Raw genomic sequence first — 16045 nt, 5'->3', positions numbered from 1 at the left:
TTCCTTAGCGAACTTGATTAGCGCTTGATCACGAGATAGCTACCGCAACAACATCGGCCTGGCTATCAATTAAAGCAGGTGATTATAGCCCGCAGGGCAACAGGGTAAAAGTAGCTAATAAGCTAATTGAATGCTTTTGTCCGTGCGCTGTTTAGCTTGATACATGGCATTATCGGCATGCTGCAAGAGGTCTTCAAGAGTTTCGCCATGCTGGCCGTACAACGCAATCCCAATACTTGGAGTTACTAGAACGTGCTGTTGCGCTAGGACAAACGGCGAACCAAAGGCTTGATAAAGATGCTCAGCGACACCTTGAGCCGCACTGGCATGTTGAATACGATCAGCTAATACCACAAATTCATCACCGCCCATCCGCGCAATTAAATCGTGACTGCGTAAACTCTGCTGAAGGCGTTGGGCAGCTTGCTGGATCAGTTTATCGCCCCCAGCATGGCCAAATCTATCGTTAATTTGTTTAAAATGATTCAAATCGAGGTACATCACTGCCAGTTGCGCATTAGTACGCAGGCGCTGCCGGGCTTGTTCAAAAAATGCACGGCGATTGGCAATGCCGGTAAGGGCATCGGTAGAGGCTAACAGCTCAAGCTGTTGCAGCAGTTGTTCGCGTTCCTCTTCCATCTGTCGCTGCGCAGTAATATCACGTGCCACTGCAACGCGCAGATCACGATCGACAAAATACCGAGCTGACCATTGAATCCATGCCACACTCTGATCGGCGCGCAGGTAGCGATTAACAAAATGAGTTTGGGCTTCACCACCCATAATTTTCTGCGCCGCCGCGCGGGTGCGTTCATGGTCATCCGGATGAATAAAGTTAAACATGGATTGTCCCAACATGTGTTGGGGCGTTCGGCCAAACACGCGTTCAGCACCTTGGCTTAAGTAGACGAATTCACCGGCTCGATTGACCACACAAATGGCATCGAGTAACAAATCCATGTATTCACTGAGTGCTTGAAACGCTTTAATATCGGTAGCCATAAGTTCCTTTGTGAGGCAAACAGGGTTAGTGTGCACCAGTGTTCACACAAGTTACATGTTTATAGGGTATATTTTAGTCGAAGGCAACAGGGCGGTGGTTGATCTTTGTATGAGAAGGTTTCATAGTGAATATCAGTAGCTTAGTTTAAGTGATCGCGCACTGACGTCGACTAGCGTATTCAATCATTTCAAGCTAGGCTTTTAGGATGTTGCAAAAATAACCAGCGAAGCCAACTGAATCGGGGCTTAGCGGTTTTTACAGATAAGGAGTGCCTCATGTCGAGTAACGACAGTTTTAACACCTTAAGTACCTTAGAAGTTAACGGTAAAACCTATCATTATCACAGTCTACCAAAGGCGGCCGCGCAACTCAGCGAGCTCGCAGATATAGACAAGTTACCTAACTCCATGAAGGTTTTATTAGAAAACTTGCTACGCAATGAAGATGGCGAGACCGTAACTAAAACTGATATTGAAGCCATTGCTAAGTGGTTGCACGAACGCAGTTCAGATCGTGAGATTCAGTACCGGCCAGCGCGGGTGCTCATGCAAGATTTTACTGGGGTACCAGCGGTGGTTGATTTGGCAGCAATGCGTGATGCTGTTGCTAAAGCGGGGCAGAACCCGAATCAGATCAATCCATTATCGGCGGTAGATTTGGTTATTGACCATTCGGTGATGGTAGATAAGTACGCCTCAGCAGAAGCCTTCAAACAGAACGTAAAAATAGAAATGGAACGCAACTTTGAGCGCTATCAGTTTTTACGTTGGGGCCAGCATGCGTTTGAGAACTTCCGTGTGGTGCCGCCTGGCACCGGTATTTGCCATCAGGTGAATTTAGAATATTTAGCTAAAGTAGCTTGGACCAAGCAACAAGGCGATAAGACCTATGTGATGCCTGATACCTTAGTCGGAACCGACTCTCACACGACCATGATTAATGGTTTGGGGGTACTCGGTTGGGGCGTCGGTGGTATTGAAGCTGAAGCAGCTATGCTAGGTCAGCCTGTATCTATGCTGATACCTGAGGTGGTTGGGTTTAAATTAACCGGACGCTTACCGGAAGGCGTTACCGCTACCGATTTAGTTCTTACCGTGACGCAAATGCTACGAAAACATGGCGTGGTCGGTAAGTTTGTTGAATTCTATGGCCCCGGTTTGGACCATTTGCCACTGGCTGACCGCGCCACTATTGGTAACATGGCGCCTGAATATGGTGCAACTTGTGGCTTTTTCCCGGTCGATCAAGAAACCTTGCGCTACTTGGAATTGTCAGGGCGTGATGCCGATACGATTGCTTTGGTTGAAGCTTATGCTAAAGCGCAAGGCATGTGGCGTGAAAGTGGTGATGAACCAAGTTTTACCGCCTCTTTGGAACTTGATTTAAGCACGGTAGCAGCGTCTTTAGCAGGGCCTAAACGGCCACAAGATAAAGTTGCTTTACCACAATTAGGTGCGGCTTTTGATTTGTTCTTAGAAAGCAATGGGCAAGCGAGCGAAACGGAAAAATCCCAACCTGTGGCAGGTACCGATTATGAACTTAGCCATGGCGATGTGGTGATTGCTGCTATTACCTCTTGTACGAACACCTCTAACCCAAGTGTGATGATGGCGGCCGGTTTGGTGGCTAAAAAAGCCAGAGAGAAAGGTCTGCAACGCAAACCTTGGGTCAAATCATCGTTAGCGCCAGGCTCTAAAGTGGTCACTGACTACATTGCCAAAGCGGGATTAACCCAATATCTAGATGAACTTGGATTCAATTTGGTAGGCTACGGTTGTACCACTTGCATCGGTAACTCAGGTCCGTTACCAGATAATATTACTGATGCCATCCGTGCTGGCAATTTAACCGTAAGTTCGGTGCTATCGGGTAATAGAAACTTTGAAGGTCGGATCCACCAAGATGTAAAAGCAAACTGGTTGGCGTCACCGCCCTTGGTGGTTGCTTATGCGCTCGCAGGCACTACCCGCATCGATTTAAGCAGCGAGCCCTTAGGGACAGATAACGACGGAAACCCGGTTTATCTGAAAGATATTTGGCCAACCAATCATGACATTGCACAAGCGGTGCAGTTAGTTGATGGTGATATGTTCCGCAGAGAATACGGTGAGGTGTTCAAAGGCGATGAAGAGTGGCGTGCCATTCCTATTGGTGAGGGCGAAACCTATCAATGGAGCGATGATTCAACTTACGTGAAAAATCCGCCGTACTTTACTGCGATTGACCAGCCGTTGGCGGCTATTACGGACATCAACAAAGCGCGAGTTCTCGCTTTGTTTGGTGACTCAATTACTACGGACCATATTTCACCCGCGGGTTCAATTAAAGCTGACTCGCCGGCAGGTAAGTATCTACAAGAGCATGGCGTAAAACCAGCAGACTTTAACTCGTACGGTTCACGTCGCGGTAACCATGAGGTGATGATGCGCGGTACTTTTGCAAATATCCGCATTAAAAACCGTATGCTAGATGGCGTGGAAGGCGGATATACCCGTCATATTCCATCAGGTGAGCAATTATCGATTTATGATGCCGCTATGCGTTATCAACAAGAACAAACACCTTTGGTGGTGCTAGCTGGCAAGGAATATGGAACCGGCTCTAGCCGTGACTGGGCAGCTAAAGGTACCACCTTGCTGGGCGTCAAAGCCGTTATTGCTGAGAGCTTTGAGCGTATTCATCGCTCTAACTTGGTGGGGATGGGCGTGTTACCACTACAGTTTGTGGATGGTGAAGGAGCGCAAGCTCACGGATTGGATGGTACTGAGCAAATCAGCATCTTGGGCCTGAGCGATGAGCTAAAAGCCGGACAAATGCTTACTGTGCAGGCAGCAAAAGAAGATGGCAGCACGGTTGAGTTTAAGGTGAAATGTCGCATCGATACCAGTAACGAGCTGCAATACTATCGCAGTGGCGGTATTTTGCATTATGTCCTACGGCAGATGCTAGCGGCATAATAGCTAGCACCTGCAGTTAAGAAAGACGGTGGTAAGCGGCTCAAATATTGAGCGCGCGACCGCCGTCTACTTTTATGGATTCGCCAGTAACATAGGGGTTATCGCGTAAAAAACGTACCGCCGCAAGCATGGGCTCAAGGCCTCCTTCAACTTTCAAAGGCGTTTGCGCTAATACTTTACGACGATGTTCTGAATCATGCTCGGGTAAAAATAAAATAGGCCCAGGCTGAATAGCATTGACTCGTATGTGCGGGGCTAAGTGCTTGGCGAATGCCTGCGTGAGGCTGGCTAAACCCGCTTTCGCCGCACAGTAAGCGATGTAGTCGGTGGCTGGGCTATCCACATAGATGTCGGTGATATTCAGCACCATAGCTTGCTGATTTTGGCTTTGTCGTAATAATGGTGCCAGTTCACGTATGAGCAAATAGGGCGCTGCCGTGTGTACATTTAACACAGCCGTTAAATGATCTAGCTGGTCATCCACAGTGGCGTTGTTGAAAAAGCACGACGCATTATTGACGAGCAAATCAAGTCGCTGGGTGTGTTGCTTAAGTTGCTCAGCTAACGCTAACACTTGGTTTAAGTCTGCTAAGTTGGCGGCCAAACCAACAGCTCCTAATTGTTCGAGCTCGGCAATACCGTCGCGCGAGGTATGATAGTGGGCGAACACTTGGTAGCCCTCGGCTAGTAGTGCTTTGGCTAAGGTAAAACCAAAGCGCCGGCCGGCCCCGGTAATCAAAGCAACGGGTGTTTGAGGAGGAGAGTTAGCTGGCATGGCGTTTTCCTTCATATAATTGCTGCCATTGGCGTTGTAAGTCTGGCACCACATCGGCTAGATAAGCCGGCACTTGTTGCCATACTTGCTGATGCGTTGCTGTGGTTGGTGCTTGCAGTTCACCTAATATATCTAAATCCATCGGCCGATCTTTATGGCTACAGTTTGGGTCGGTGCGGTCTCGACCTAAACTGGTTTCAATCGCATTAAACTGCTGCTTAAGTTGTTCGGGGTTATAACTGGTGCGTAATAGCAGCAACGCATTTAAGAATTCATGGTCGGTTTCAATCGCCACCGGCTGGGTATACAAGGCTGCCGAATACCAAGCCTCGCCTAGGGTGGTTAGCTGCTGCTTGGCTAATTTAAAATTCTGCTCAGGAGCTAAATTGGCCCCCATACTACAAAGATAGATTCGATTCATGCTAATCCTTACGTCACGATTGCTGTGAGCATACCCCAAGTTGCAATGATTTTCTGCACTTGCTAGCCTGTAACAAAGAGCTACGGGAAGGACGAGTGCCGCAACCAACAACCAAGCGCTTTATTATTGAGTTATTTTTCTCTATCACGCTGCTAGCGCTACTATTGTCGCTGATGCAGGCGGGACCCGCCAGTGCTAACTCCAAAGCTAGCCTGCTCGCTGAACCTAACGCCCTTGAGCTCACCAGTGTAGAGATGAGCAAAGAAGGTTATTTTGTGTTGCGTAGTAATACCGCTCCTGCAGCCACAACCTGGCAGTTAGAGCGGTGGTCCGCAGCACCTACCGCTACCCAGTTAAACAACCAGCAACCGCTAGCACTTTACCCTTGGCCGGCTAACACCCAACAACTGACCTTGTCTGGCTTTGCCAACGGCACTTACTATTTTCGCTTGCGAGCTAGCAATAACAACTACAGTAACGTGGTGAAGGTACAAGTAGATCACTACCCGTTATGGCAAGCCCTGAGCTTATTCAGCTTGGGATTAGGGCTGTTCGTGATAGTGGTGGTGGTGATTGTAAAGGGAGCCTATCGCTCCGCTAACGCTACCGAGGAGCCTTAATGAGCAGTGCTTATGCCCTCACTCCGCAACTCGGCTTAACGCTGGTGGTGCTATTTGGTTTAGGTTGGATAGCTTTCGGCTATTGGTTGGGGCGCAGCAACCGTAGCCATGAAGATTTTGCCTTGGCTGGGCGACAAGTAGGGCTGGCCTTGGCTGCTGCTACCGCCATGGCTACTTGGGTGACCAGTAACACTACTCTGGTAGCACCGCAGTTAACCTATCAGTTTGGGGTGTGGGGCATGGTTGGCTATTCTTTTGCAGCGCTCGGCCTGTTGCTGTTTGCGCCCTTAGCAAAACGGATAAAGCAACTCATGCCCGGTGGTTATACCGCTGGTGATTTTGTTCGCAGCCGCTACGGCAAACCGGCCTGGTATCTATTCTTAGTCATTTCTGCGGTTTATGCCCTTGCCTGGTTGGTCAGTTTGGGCATGGCCGGTGGCATCCTCCTGCAGGCACTCAGCGGTCTTGATTACCATCTGGGGATGACAGCTATTTTGGTGATCTGCGTCGGTTACACCCTGTTTGGCGGTTTTAAAGCGGTGATAGCTACAGATTTTGTGCAAGCAGTCATCATTATTATCGGTGTGGTGGTGGTAGCAGGGCTATTGCTAACCCAAGTGAGCGTTACGAGCGTGCACGAACAGTTAACGCAGCAGCACCCGCAATTATTAGATCTGCTGTTCCCCGCAGCAATCATGTTTTTGTTTAATAATATTTTTTTCGGTTTGGGCGAGATTTTTCACTCAAACGTGTGGTGGACACGGGCACTATCATTCAAGAGTCAGGTTGGCGCTAAGGCGTTCGTATTGGGTGGCTTGTTGTGGCTACCGATCCCCATAGTCACCGGCTTTATTGCCTTAGCGGCGCCACAGCTCGGCATTTTCCCGCCATCGGCAGACATGGTTGGCCCAATGGTAGCAGCGGCAGTATTGGGCAAAGTAGGGGCCGTGGTGGTATTTGTGGTGGTCTTTTCAGCCCTGGCCTCGAGCTTAGACTCCTTGCTTGCCGCTAGCGCAGATTTACTTACTCGTGATGTCTATCAACAGCAACTGCGGCCACAAGCCAATGATCAGCAATTATTAAAGGTTAATCGCTACAGTATTGTGGCCTTGGGTATTTTAACTTGGCTGCTTTGCTTACCTCAGCTAGCTACGTTGGGAGCACTGCTTAATTTTGCTGGCGCTTTTGTTGCCAGCACCATCATGCCGATTATTCTAGGGCTATATCAACCCAAATTAACGGGCAGCTACGCTACTGCGGCCATGCTACTTGGCACCTGTGCTGGTTTAGTAGGTTACCTGCTGATTGGTTTCTATGTAGCTGCGTTACTATCCTGTTTGATATCTAGCAGTATTTGTATGATTGGCGTGATACGCAGCCGCAGCCGATTTGATTGGCAGTTATTACAACAACGACAGGACTAAAGCATCATGTTGATAAGCGCAGAATGGTTACAAGGACTCATTTTAAGTTGCTTGGTGTTAGCCGCCGTAGCGCCCCTAGTACTCTTGTTGCTGTGGGTGCGCGATTGGCGTCAGCAAGGCTTGTGGTAGCCCCAGATTATCTTAAGTTAGGAAGCTAAATTTATGAATACAAATGATATTTCGTTTGAGCGTAAGCGGCCGGATGTGTACGGAGACGCTCATCCCAAGGCCTTGCTGAGGGCGATTCAAGAAGATGGCGATTATCTCTTGCAACTGGCCAACCAACATATAGTAGCGGGCGATCAGCTCGATCAGAACACCATGAAGCAACTGTTTCGGCTAGCGGCTAAAATAGAAAGTAATCCGAAGCGGTTTAGCTCTCCTTTGCAAAATAAGATCCTGATTAGTGCCTTTTATGAGCCTAGTACTCGTACGCGGTTAAGCTTTGAAAGCGCTTGGCACCGATTAGGTGGCGATATCATGTCGATTACCGATCGTTCTACAACGGGTATTGCCAAAGGTGAGGCTTTAGCAGACGTGGCCGAGATGTTTAATAACTACGGGGATTGTGTGGTGCTTAGAGATAACCAGCAATCGTCCTTGTATGAAATGATGGATGCGTTGCGCATCCCCATTATTAACGCTGGCAATGGCTTAGATGAACATCCCACCCAAGCGCTGGCTGATTTGTATGCCATCTTCAAGTGGCGCCCCGAGCTGTTGGATGCCCGTTCGGGGGCCCAAATTAAGATCGGTGTGATTGGGGTTCCTAATAAAATGCGCACGGTGCGTAGTTTGCTTAAAGGCCTCTCAGTATTTGCTCATGCGGTGAGTGAGTTGGTGATTATTCATGATGCCGCCAGCAGCGCTGAGCTTTTTGCGCCGGGGCAACGAGAGCAATTAACGCAACGCGGCATCAAGGTGACCACGAGCACCGAGCTCAACGATTGTTTACCCAGCCTCGATGTGGTTTACATCAATGCTATCTCGTGGGAGGGCGATACTTTTCATACCTACGGTGATGCTTTTCATTTACATGCTAAGTCGCCACTTAAAGCGGATGCGATTATTTTACATCCGTTAGCCCGCGGCGAAGAGCTTTCAACAGAGTTGGATCATACCCCGCACAATTGGTACTTTAGCCAAGCTCGAGGGGCGGTATTTTTACGTATGGCGTTGCTGACCTGCATGGTAGAGCGTGCTGAGCGAGTGATTGATGTTGTCTAACGCAAGGAGAGTTGTATGTGTGGAATAGCCGGAATTTTTAATCAGCATGGCCAAGCACCACAGCCGCAAACCTTGGTCAATATGGCCGCCATCATGCACCATCGTGGTCCAGATGGTTTTGGTTACCAAATTTTGAAAGACACGGGCGTCGGTTTTAGCCACGCGCGGTTGTCTATTATCGACCTCAATGAACAGCGTGGGCGCCAGCCATTTGTCTCTACAGACGGTAACTTGCTATTAGCCCATAATGGTGAATTCTATGATTTTAAAAGAATTCGAGCGGAATTAACTGCAGCAGGGGCTCGTTTTCAGAGTAAAAGTGATTCAGAAATTGTACTGCATCTCTACCAAGCCTATGGTTTAGCTGAAACGCTGACGCACTTGCGGGGCGAGTTTGCTTTTAGTTTGTACGATCAAACCGAAGATTGTCTCTATCTTGTGCGCGACCGCTTTGGCATCAAACCCTTGTATTACACCATGACAGAGACCGGCGTGGTGTTTGGATCTGAGTTAAAAGTGCTGTTTGCCCACCCAGAAGTCACTCGAGAGTTTTCCGACGAAGGCCTGTATCACCAGTTAATCCAAGTGATGGTGCCAGGCACTACGGCCTTTCAAGGGGTCTATCAAGTGCCTCCGGGGCATGTGGTAAAAATCAAACGACGCCATGGGCAACTGGATATTTCTTCGCACTGCTATTGGGATGTGAATTTTCCGCTAGAGCGTGATTATCCGGGCGCTGAGGTGAACGAACAAGAATACATTGATGGGGTTCGCAAGCACTTGCTCGAGGCGGTTCAGCATCGTTTAACGGCAGATGTGCCGGTGGGATGCTATTTGTCGGGCGGGATTGATAGCTGTGCTATTTTAGGCTTATCAGCAGCCGCCAGTCAGCATCCGATCAAGGCTTTTACCATTGGGTTTGACGCCGACGCTTACGATGAAACGCCTATTGCCGAAGAAATGGCCGCCGCCACCGGTGCCGAGCATCATATTATGCGGCTAAATAGCGATGATTTGTATGACCATTTTGTCGCCACCATCTGGCATACCGAACGAACCATTTATAACACCCTTGGGGTGGCTAAGTACCTTATGAGCCAGCAAGTTAATCAGGTGGGCTATAAGGTGGTGTTAACAGGTGAGGGCTCTGATGAGTTGTTTGCCGGATATCCTGCGTTTCGTAAAGATATGTTCTTGCACGGGCTCGATCATCTCCCTGAGTCGGAGCGGCAAGCCTGGCAGCAGTTGTTAGAGAAAAATAATCAACTCTTTAAAGGCGCCATGTTAGCGCGTGAAGAATTCATTAGCCCAGCCTTCAACGCTAAAATGGGCTTTACTCCGAGTTGTGTGCAGCCTTGGTTAAGTTGTGGTGAACAAGCTTTGCCATTAATTGCGGCAGCTAGAAGGCAGCATTTAGAAGATTATGATGCTGGTAAAGCTATTGCTGAGACCTTAGATGAAACCATGTTACAAGGTCGTCATCCACTGGATAGAGCACAATATGTGTGGATCAAGACCATGTTAGAAGGGCAGATTTTAACTTGGGGCGGAGACCGAGTTGATATGGCTCACTCGATGGAAGCACGGCCAGCGTTCTTAGACCATCATTTGGCGGAGTATGCATTCAAGGTACCGCCGCACTTGCGTATCAAAGGCAATAAAGAAAAGTATGTGTTGCGTGAAGCAATGAAGGGACTCTTGCCCGAGGTATTGTATAAGCGCGAGAAATTTGCCTTTATGGCGCCGCCGGCGCACACAGATCCAGCTAAATGGCAGGCGGTATTAAAGCTGGCGCAGCACTATTTATCAGCTGAAGCTATTGCGGAAGCGGGGTTACTGGATTATCAACAGGTACAAGAAGTGTTTCAGCGACACGAATCAGAGCAGGTGCCTATCGATGAAAAAGTACAGTTAGATGCCCTTATTAATCATCTGCTCGGGGTGCAGATCATGCATCATCACTTTATAAAAACTGATGTGCCAGCCCTAGCTCAGCAACGGGCAGATGAGCTAGGCTGGCATGCTTAAGCAGTTAGGTTAGCGTACCAGCTGCAGCAATGCTTGAGCTAACTCGGTGTTGTCTAAATAGCCACGGAAGGCATCGGCACCAGGGCCGGTTGCCATCACCGGAACATCAACCGCGGTGTGACCGGTGGTGGTCCAGCCGGTGCGAGTGTGTTCGCTAATGATTTGCACCAATACCTTACCTAGCGGATATTGCCGATCGCGGCCACGCAATGAGTCGTCAATCTGCACTTGCTCTAGCTGCTGCCATTGTTGTTCCGTTACCGGTAAGTTCAGGATCGGGGCTAGATAATCGCGCCATTGCTCACGCGGTAGTTGCAATAATTGCTTGGTCATTTGCTCTAACGAAGCAGTAATGCCCATAACCTGTTCTGAATGCCATGCGTATTCACCGCCTTGGCCTAGGGTTAAACCACCGGTTGAATGGTCGGCAGTAATCACTAATAGGGTATTCGGGTGCTGCGCTAGGTACTCACGAACAACCTCTACTGCGGCGGCAAAATCGGCCATCTCATGCACCGCACAAGCGATATCGTTGGCATGCCCACACCAGTCAATCATGCTGCCTTCTACCATCAAGGCAAACGGCTTGTTGGTTTGCTGGCTTTGCTCGGTGAGTAAGCGTAAGGCTTGACTGGTCATGTGAGCAAGGCGGCCAGGCTTATCATCGATGGCGAAAGGTAAGGCTTTGTCAGCAAACAAGCCTAATACCGGCAGTTGCTGTTGTTGATCCAGTTCAGAGGCATCGGTAAGGATACTCAAACCTTGCTGCTGCAACTGCGGCAGCCAGTTTTTATCATCCCGATGAAAATACTGATAGCCGCCACCTAACAACACATCAAAGCTCCAGCCACCGTTAGTGACTTGGCTGGCATAGCTATCGGCAATCTCGTTATATTGATTTCGTGAAGGGTGATGGGTAAAAAAGCTAGCTGGTGTGGCATGGTTGACTTGAACGGTAGCGACAGCACCTGTGCCCCAGCCATGTTCACGAGCTTTTTCCATCAGCGTTTGTTGTGGATTTTTTTGCGCATCAATCCCAATCGCACCATTGTAGCTTTTCACACCTGTAGCAAGGGCAGTTGCGCTGGCAGCTGAGTCGGTTACCCAAGTATCGTCATCAGGATAGGTGGTTGCGGCGCCGGTTAACAGATCATCAAAAGGAGTTGCTGCTAGCTCGCCGGCACCAAGTTCACTCATGGCATAGCGATAGGCTGAAATGTATTCAAACCCCATACCGTCACCAATCATGAAAATAATATTAGGTGCACCGGAGCTTGTAGCCGTTACATTAGCTGCTGCGCTATTGCCGTCAGTTGCTGGCTGGTTAGCACATGCGCTGAGTACCAGGGCGGCGGCAATACTACTGGCAAGGCGACCAAATTTAACCGCGGGGGCCGAAAACTTCATAACAACTCCTAAAAATAAAGCAGGTTTAATAGTAAAGCTTAAAACTTAGCTATGACAGCTTAATGACAAGCTAAGGTTCAGTTACTGGGCGGTGCATTGGCGCTGCGTTCGCTTCCACACTTTGGGTAGCCAATCGTGGCTGTTATCATCGATCACAGCTAACGGATACTGCGCACCAAGATGGTACGTGGTATTGGCAGCCACCTCTAAACTAAAGGTCTGCGTGCGCGGTTGTTGCCGATAACGACGAAAGTCTTTGCTGGCAATCAATTCCATCAGCTCGATTTGATAGGTACCAGGACTTAATTGCACCACTGCCGTTTGTGCATCAATGCTACGGTTATTAATACGAGTAATTAGCACAGCATACAAGTCGTGTGCGGCTGGTGGTTGTTGAAATACGCTAATGCGTCCACACACCTTACTTTGGTTAGTGGTAAGGTTGAGCTCATTAAACTGATGATCAACAATCAACCGCCAGCCGGGGATCAAGGTAGCTTGGGCTGGACCCGAGAGGGTGATGCTTTGTTGTTGGCGCAGCACTTGTAGGGTGACCTGCTGCTGATGCTCCAAACTTTCTAGATAACCTAACACCGCATCTAAACCAACTTCCGTCAACACTAAATCATCGACCTGCTGTACGACATCGCCTTGTTGCAAACCTAATTGAGCGGCCATGCTGTTGCTACGCACCACCAAAACGGTACCGTTGGTGCGCAACACCGCACCCCAATCAATATAGCTACGCGGCGGTTCCTGCAATAATACGGCTGGCTGTGAACCATAGAGTTTACTCGCGGCAATAGCGGTATCACGTGCCTGCTGGCGGATCTGTTCTTCGCTTTGCTGGGCCGCTGCCGCGGTACCAGCTAAAGCCATAAAGCAAACTGCAAGTAACAAAGTGAGGGTAACTACAACCAAGCGATAATAAGCAGTCATCTTACCAAGCGTCCCTAGTCAACATGCTGTTACGAGCGGCTAAAAGTTGCTCAATGGTGGCGCTGTCGGCCTCTGCCAACACCGCTTGTTGAATTTGCCGATCCATGGTTTCTAGTTGATAGTCGGCAGCCAGCAGCATCGGTTGTTGTGAGCTTGCTGGAGCGGTCGCTGGGATCATTTGTTGATGGTAGGGTCCGGCTAACCAAAACCAGGCCAGTGTGGCCGCAGTCGGCAACAATAACCAGGGCCAGCGAGCTAAGGTAAGTTGGCGCCGGCGTGGCTTAGGCCAAGTCAGGTGCAAATCAGCGGTTTGCTGGGCCGACCATTGGCGTAGTTGTTGCTTCAGCTGTTGCTCTTCACGAGACGTCATTGGGGCCTCCTGTGGGTGCATCGAATTGCTGTGCTTGGCGCAATTTTTCTAGGGCGCGTTGATACCTTTTACGCACGGTAGCAGCATTGGTATCAAACATGGCAGCTAACTCATTATGATTATAGTCTTCTACTAAGTATAACCATACTAAGCTGCGTTCGGCAGCAGTTAATACTGGCAGAATGTTTTCTAACTCACCAAAACTGTGCCAGTCGGTGGTTTGGCTGGGGTCTGCGTTAGTATCAAGCAGTTGCTGATAGTCGCTGTCGAGGTCTAGATCAAGATGCTGCTTTCTAAGTTGTGCGAGGGCATAATTTATTGCAGACTTTTTCAACCAGCCGCCAAAAGCTTGTGGCTCACGTAGTTGGGGTAGCTTTGCAAAGGCTTGCAGAAAGACTTCTTGCGCCCAATCTTTGGCTTGCTCACGGTCATGACACAAGCCAAACAGGGTTTGCAGTACGGGCCGTTGAAATTGCTCAAATAACTGCCGCTGGGCGGTGTTTTGGCCACGCTGAGCAGCTTGCACCAGCGTGACACTAACCGGTTGACCAAACCCTGTTGCGCTCATGGTTGTTACTTAAAATTGAATATCAGCATACACAGGGTCATGGTCAGAAGCTCGATACGCGGATGGCGCATACCAATGGGCTTGGGTATCAGCGTAACTGTACTGTAGTGCAGTTGGCTCATCAGCGTTAATCGACCAGATACCTTGCTTAACGACCCGCGGATTCAAAGCTGCTGAAACGAGCAGATGATCGAGACTGCCCGCTTGAGCGTCATACACATAGCTGTATGCCGCTGCATCAAAGCTATCCAAACGATTGTAGTAACCTTTGCCAAGCAGGGTAGTGATAGGGTCTTCTTTGGCGTACGCGTTAAAATCACCAAGCAGCACTCGTAAGCTATGCCGGCTCAGCTCGGGGTGCTGGTCTAACGTATCAGCTAAGAGTTCAGCCGATTGGGTGCGCGTGGCATTCCAACAGGCTTGGCCATCGTCTTGATTCGCATCCGGGTGGCTACTATCTTTCGGGCAACTGCCCTTAGATTTAAAGTGGTTAACGGCAACTACTAGATTTTCGACCGTATTAAGTGGTGCAAAACGTTGAATCAGTGGTAACCGGCTACGGCTATCAAAAGGAGCCTGATTGATGCTGACAACGGCTCCTTGAGGCTCTACTTTGTCGCTGCGGTAAAGCAAGCCATTGGTGATAGTATCGCTACCAAAACGCTCGTCACCTGCCTGAATAAAACGCCAAGGCTGACCTGTTTTAACTGCTAGCGCCTGGGTTAACTCAACAATAGCGCTGTGCTCAGCGTAGCCATCGTTCTCAATTTCCATCAAACCTATGATGTCAGCATTCATCGCTGCCAAGGCGGCTACGATTTTATCGTGTTGGCGTTTAAATTGTGCGGCCGTTTTAGCACCACGTTGAGTAGGGAAAGTTTTTGCGTCGCCTTCGCCGTTGAAATAATTGAGGACGTTAAAAGCCGCCACTCGAATGGTGTTTTGGGCCGGTTGTGGCAGTGCCGCTGGGCGCGGATTACTAGCCTCAAACGTTAACTGAGTGGTTGGTTGCAAGCGGTACTGACGCTGATATTGGCTCATAATACCTACGGCGCCCTGCAGGGTATCGCCACTGCGCAAGGTGTTATCCGCACTTAACTCAGGCGCAGGGTAAGGCACTTGAGCAGGGTTTGGCGCCCGATTGTCATCAATTAGTAATTTCGCCAGTTGGTTTTGCTGTGCAAGTTGCTGGGCATCGGCTCCAGGAGCAACCACTTGGGTTGGGGTATAGAGGCGTTCATGGGCAACTTCAAATTGGCCATGGCGCGCTAACTGATAGTGTCCGTTAACTACTAAATCTTGGGCAAAGGCAACTAACATGCCCTCGTATTGCTCAAAACTATTCGCCTCAGCCTGAGGCAGCTGCAGAGCGATCGGTTCAGGTAACGTTTGTGGCGTACTACAGATGCTGACGTTGCTAACTTGCTGCAGTTGCGTTAATTGTTGCGCTTCAGCAACCACCCCGGTCACATAAACGAAACTACCTGCTGCAGCCGTTGCCGGTAACTCTTCAGTGGCAATAAAAAGTCCTTCAGCAGTAGCTGGGTCTTGATCTTGGTCGGCACTGGTACTTTGGATAAAAAAACCGCCCAGTTGCTCTGTTGCAGTCCAATCAGCGGTAATAATGCCCCGCGTGGTAACCATTTGACCAACCAGCGTAGATCTGTCGCTGGACCCCTGAATGGTCGCAATGGGGGTGGTGTCAGCAAGGCAGGCAGGATTGGTTTCAGTATTGGCACAACTGGCCAGCATCAAGGCTAGTGGCGCAAGTGCAACCGCACGGATTAACTTCTTGGTTGGAATGTTAGCGCGAATTGAATTTTTGTTGTTCATAGCTTCCTACTTCAAGTATCTCGGCTGCATCTAGTTTTTCTGCATCCATCATGGTGGCAATTCGTTGCATCGCTGCCACCAATTGAGATTGTTCCCAATCAGCGAGCGCTTGAAACTTACCGATAAAGTTTTCTTGCAAAGGTCGCGGGGCATCAGCTAAACGGGCCTGACCTGCCGCTGTTAATGTTAATACCACGCGACGTTTATCTAACGTACTGCGTTCGCGGTGAATCAACTGCCGGTGTTCAAGACGGTCAATCACGTTACTTACGGTGGCTGGGCTTAAGGTAATATTCTGTGCAACTGAGCTGGCAGTTATCCCGGCGGGGCAGGCTGCTATCTCACGTAAAATCAGCAGTTGTGGAGCGGTCAGCCCGGTTGTTTTATTCAACTGCTTTGAATACAAATCAGTCGCGCGAATCACCTTGCGCAAAGCTAATAATAATTCTTCGTATTTTTCCATAGATATCTCT

Annotated in this window: 15 protein-coding genes; 6 read left to right on the top strand and 9 right to left on the bottom strand. The window is 49.3% G+C overall.

Features of this window, described 5'->3' with window-relative positions:
- Window positions 1–114: 114 nt before the first annotated feature.
- Entirely contained in the window at window positions 115–1002 is an 888-nt protein-coding gene (locus tag ACQ661_RS02145; RefSeq protein WP_431667462.1) for a diguanylate cyclase domain-containing protein, read from the bottom strand.
- A 276-nt stretch (window positions 1003–1278) separates the two neighbouring features.
- Here ACQ661_RS02145 and acnA point away from each other — a divergent pair, with 276 nt between their 5' ends.
- A complete protein-coding gene (gene acnA / locus ACQ661_RS02140) occupies window positions 1279–3960 on the top strand; it encodes an aconitate hydratase AcnA (protein WP_431667461.1) in 2682 nt (893 codons plus the stop codon).
- Window positions 3961–4000: 40 nt separating this feature from the next.
- On the opposite strand, the gene ACQ661_RS02135 is transcribed toward acnA, so the two are convergent.
- Window positions 4001–4735, bottom strand: a complete 735-nt coding sequence (locus tag ACQ661_RS02135) for an SDR family oxidoreductase (protein WP_313932151.1) — start codon at window positions 4733–4735, stop codon at window positions 4001–4003.
- On the bottom strand, window positions 4725–5156 hold the full coding sequence (locus ACQ661_RS02130; protein WP_110075374.1) for a 2-amino-4-hydroxy-6-hydroxymethyldihydropteridine diphosphokinase: 432 nt from the start codon (window positions 5154–5156) through the stop codon (window positions 4725–4727). Before ACQ661_RS02130 ends, ACQ661_RS02135 begins: the two co-directional genes overlap by 11 nt.
- A gap of 95 nt (window positions 5157–5251) precedes the next feature.
- Between ACQ661_RS02130 and ACQ661_RS02125 the strand changes: the two genes are divergently transcribed.
- The 5 genes from ACQ661_RS02125 to asnB are packed head-to-tail and all read left to right on the top strand — an operon-like array spanning window position 5252 to window position 10455.
- Window positions 5252–5776 (top strand): hypothetical protein, encoded by a 525-nt coding sequence (locus tag ACQ661_RS02125; RefSeq protein WP_431667460.1) that lies wholly within the window; start codon window positions 5252–5254, stop codon window positions 5774–5776.
- On the top strand, window positions 5776–7200 hold the full coding sequence (locus tag ACQ661_RS02120) for a sodium:solute symporter family transporter (protein ID WP_431667459.1): 1425 nt from the start codon (window positions 5776–5778) through the stop codon (window positions 7198–7200). Before ACQ661_RS02125 ends, ACQ661_RS02120 begins: the two co-directional genes overlap by 1 nt.
- Window positions 7201–7206: 6 nt before the next feature.
- The gene (locus ACQ661_RS02115) at window positions 7207–7329 is read left to right on the top strand and encodes a hypothetical protein (protein ID WP_257119960.1); all 123 of its coding nucleotides are present in this window, start codon (window positions 7207–7209) and stop codon (window positions 7327–7329) included.
- A 33-nt stretch (window positions 7330–7362) separates the two neighbouring features.
- Entirely contained in the window at window positions 7363–8427 is a 1065-nt protein-coding gene (locus tag ACQ661_RS02110) for an aspartate/ornithine carbamoyltransferase family protein (protein ID WP_431667457.1), read from the top strand.
- Between the two features lie 15 nt (window positions 8428–8442).
- A complete protein-coding gene (gene asnB / locus ACQ661_RS02105; RefSeq protein ID WP_431667456.1) occupies window positions 8443–10455 on the top strand; it encodes an asparagine synthase (glutamine-hydrolyzing) in 2013 nt (670 codons plus the stop codon).
- A 9-nt stretch (window positions 10456–10464) separates the two neighbouring features.
- On the opposite strand, the gene ACQ661_RS02100 is transcribed toward asnB, so the two are convergent.
- The 6 genes from ACQ661_RS02100 to ACQ661_RS02075 form a co-directional block, all read right to left on the bottom strand.
- Window positions 10465–11862, bottom strand: coding sequence for an alkaline phosphatase (locus tag ACQ661_RS02100; protein WP_153826023.1), 1398 nt, complete (start codon window positions 11860–11862; stop codon window positions 10465–10467).
- A gap of 81 nt (window positions 11863–11943) precedes the next feature.
- Window positions 11944–12801, bottom strand: a complete 858-nt coding sequence (locus ACQ661_RS02095; protein WP_431667455.1) for a hypothetical protein — start codon at window positions 12799–12801, stop codon at window positions 11944–11946.
- A gap of 1 nt (window position 12802) precedes the next feature.
- Window positions 12803–13171: a hypothetical protein gene (locus tag ACQ661_RS02090; protein ID WP_110075367.1), complete on the bottom strand. Its 369-nt coding sequence runs from the start codon at window positions 13169–13171 to the stop codon at window positions 12803–12805.
- Window positions 13158–13739, bottom strand: coding sequence for an RNA polymerase sigma factor (locus tag ACQ661_RS02085; RefSeq protein ID WP_153826024.1), 582 nt, complete (start codon window positions 13737–13739; stop codon window positions 13158–13160). The genes ACQ661_RS02090 and ACQ661_RS02085 overlap by 14 nt, the downstream gene beginning before the upstream one ends.
- A gap of 9 nt (window positions 13740–13748) precedes the next feature.
- Window positions 13749–15572, bottom strand: a complete 1824-nt coding sequence (locus tag ACQ661_RS02080) for an ExeM/NucH family extracellular endonuclease (RefSeq protein WP_431667454.1) — start codon at window positions 15570–15572, stop codon at window positions 13749–13751.
- Window positions 15544–16035, bottom strand: coding sequence for a MarR family winged helix-turn-helix transcriptional regulator (locus tag ACQ661_RS02075; RefSeq protein ID WP_110075364.1), 492 nt, complete (start codon window positions 16033–16035; stop codon window positions 15544–15546). Before ACQ661_RS02075 ends, ACQ661_RS02080 begins: the two co-directional genes overlap by 29 nt.
- Between the last annotated feature and the right edge of the window lie 10 nt (window positions 16036–16045).

It is taken from the genome of Pseudidiomarina sp. WS423 (genome assembly GCF_050750165.1).
In the GTDB taxonomy this organism is placed as follows: Bacteria; Pseudomonadota; Gammaproteobacteria; order Enterobacterales; family Alteromonadaceae; genus Pseudidiomarina; species Pseudidiomarina fusca.
The sequence above is the reverse complement of the archived record's forward strand: the minus strand, read 5'-3'. Positions and strand labels throughout refer to the sequence as shown.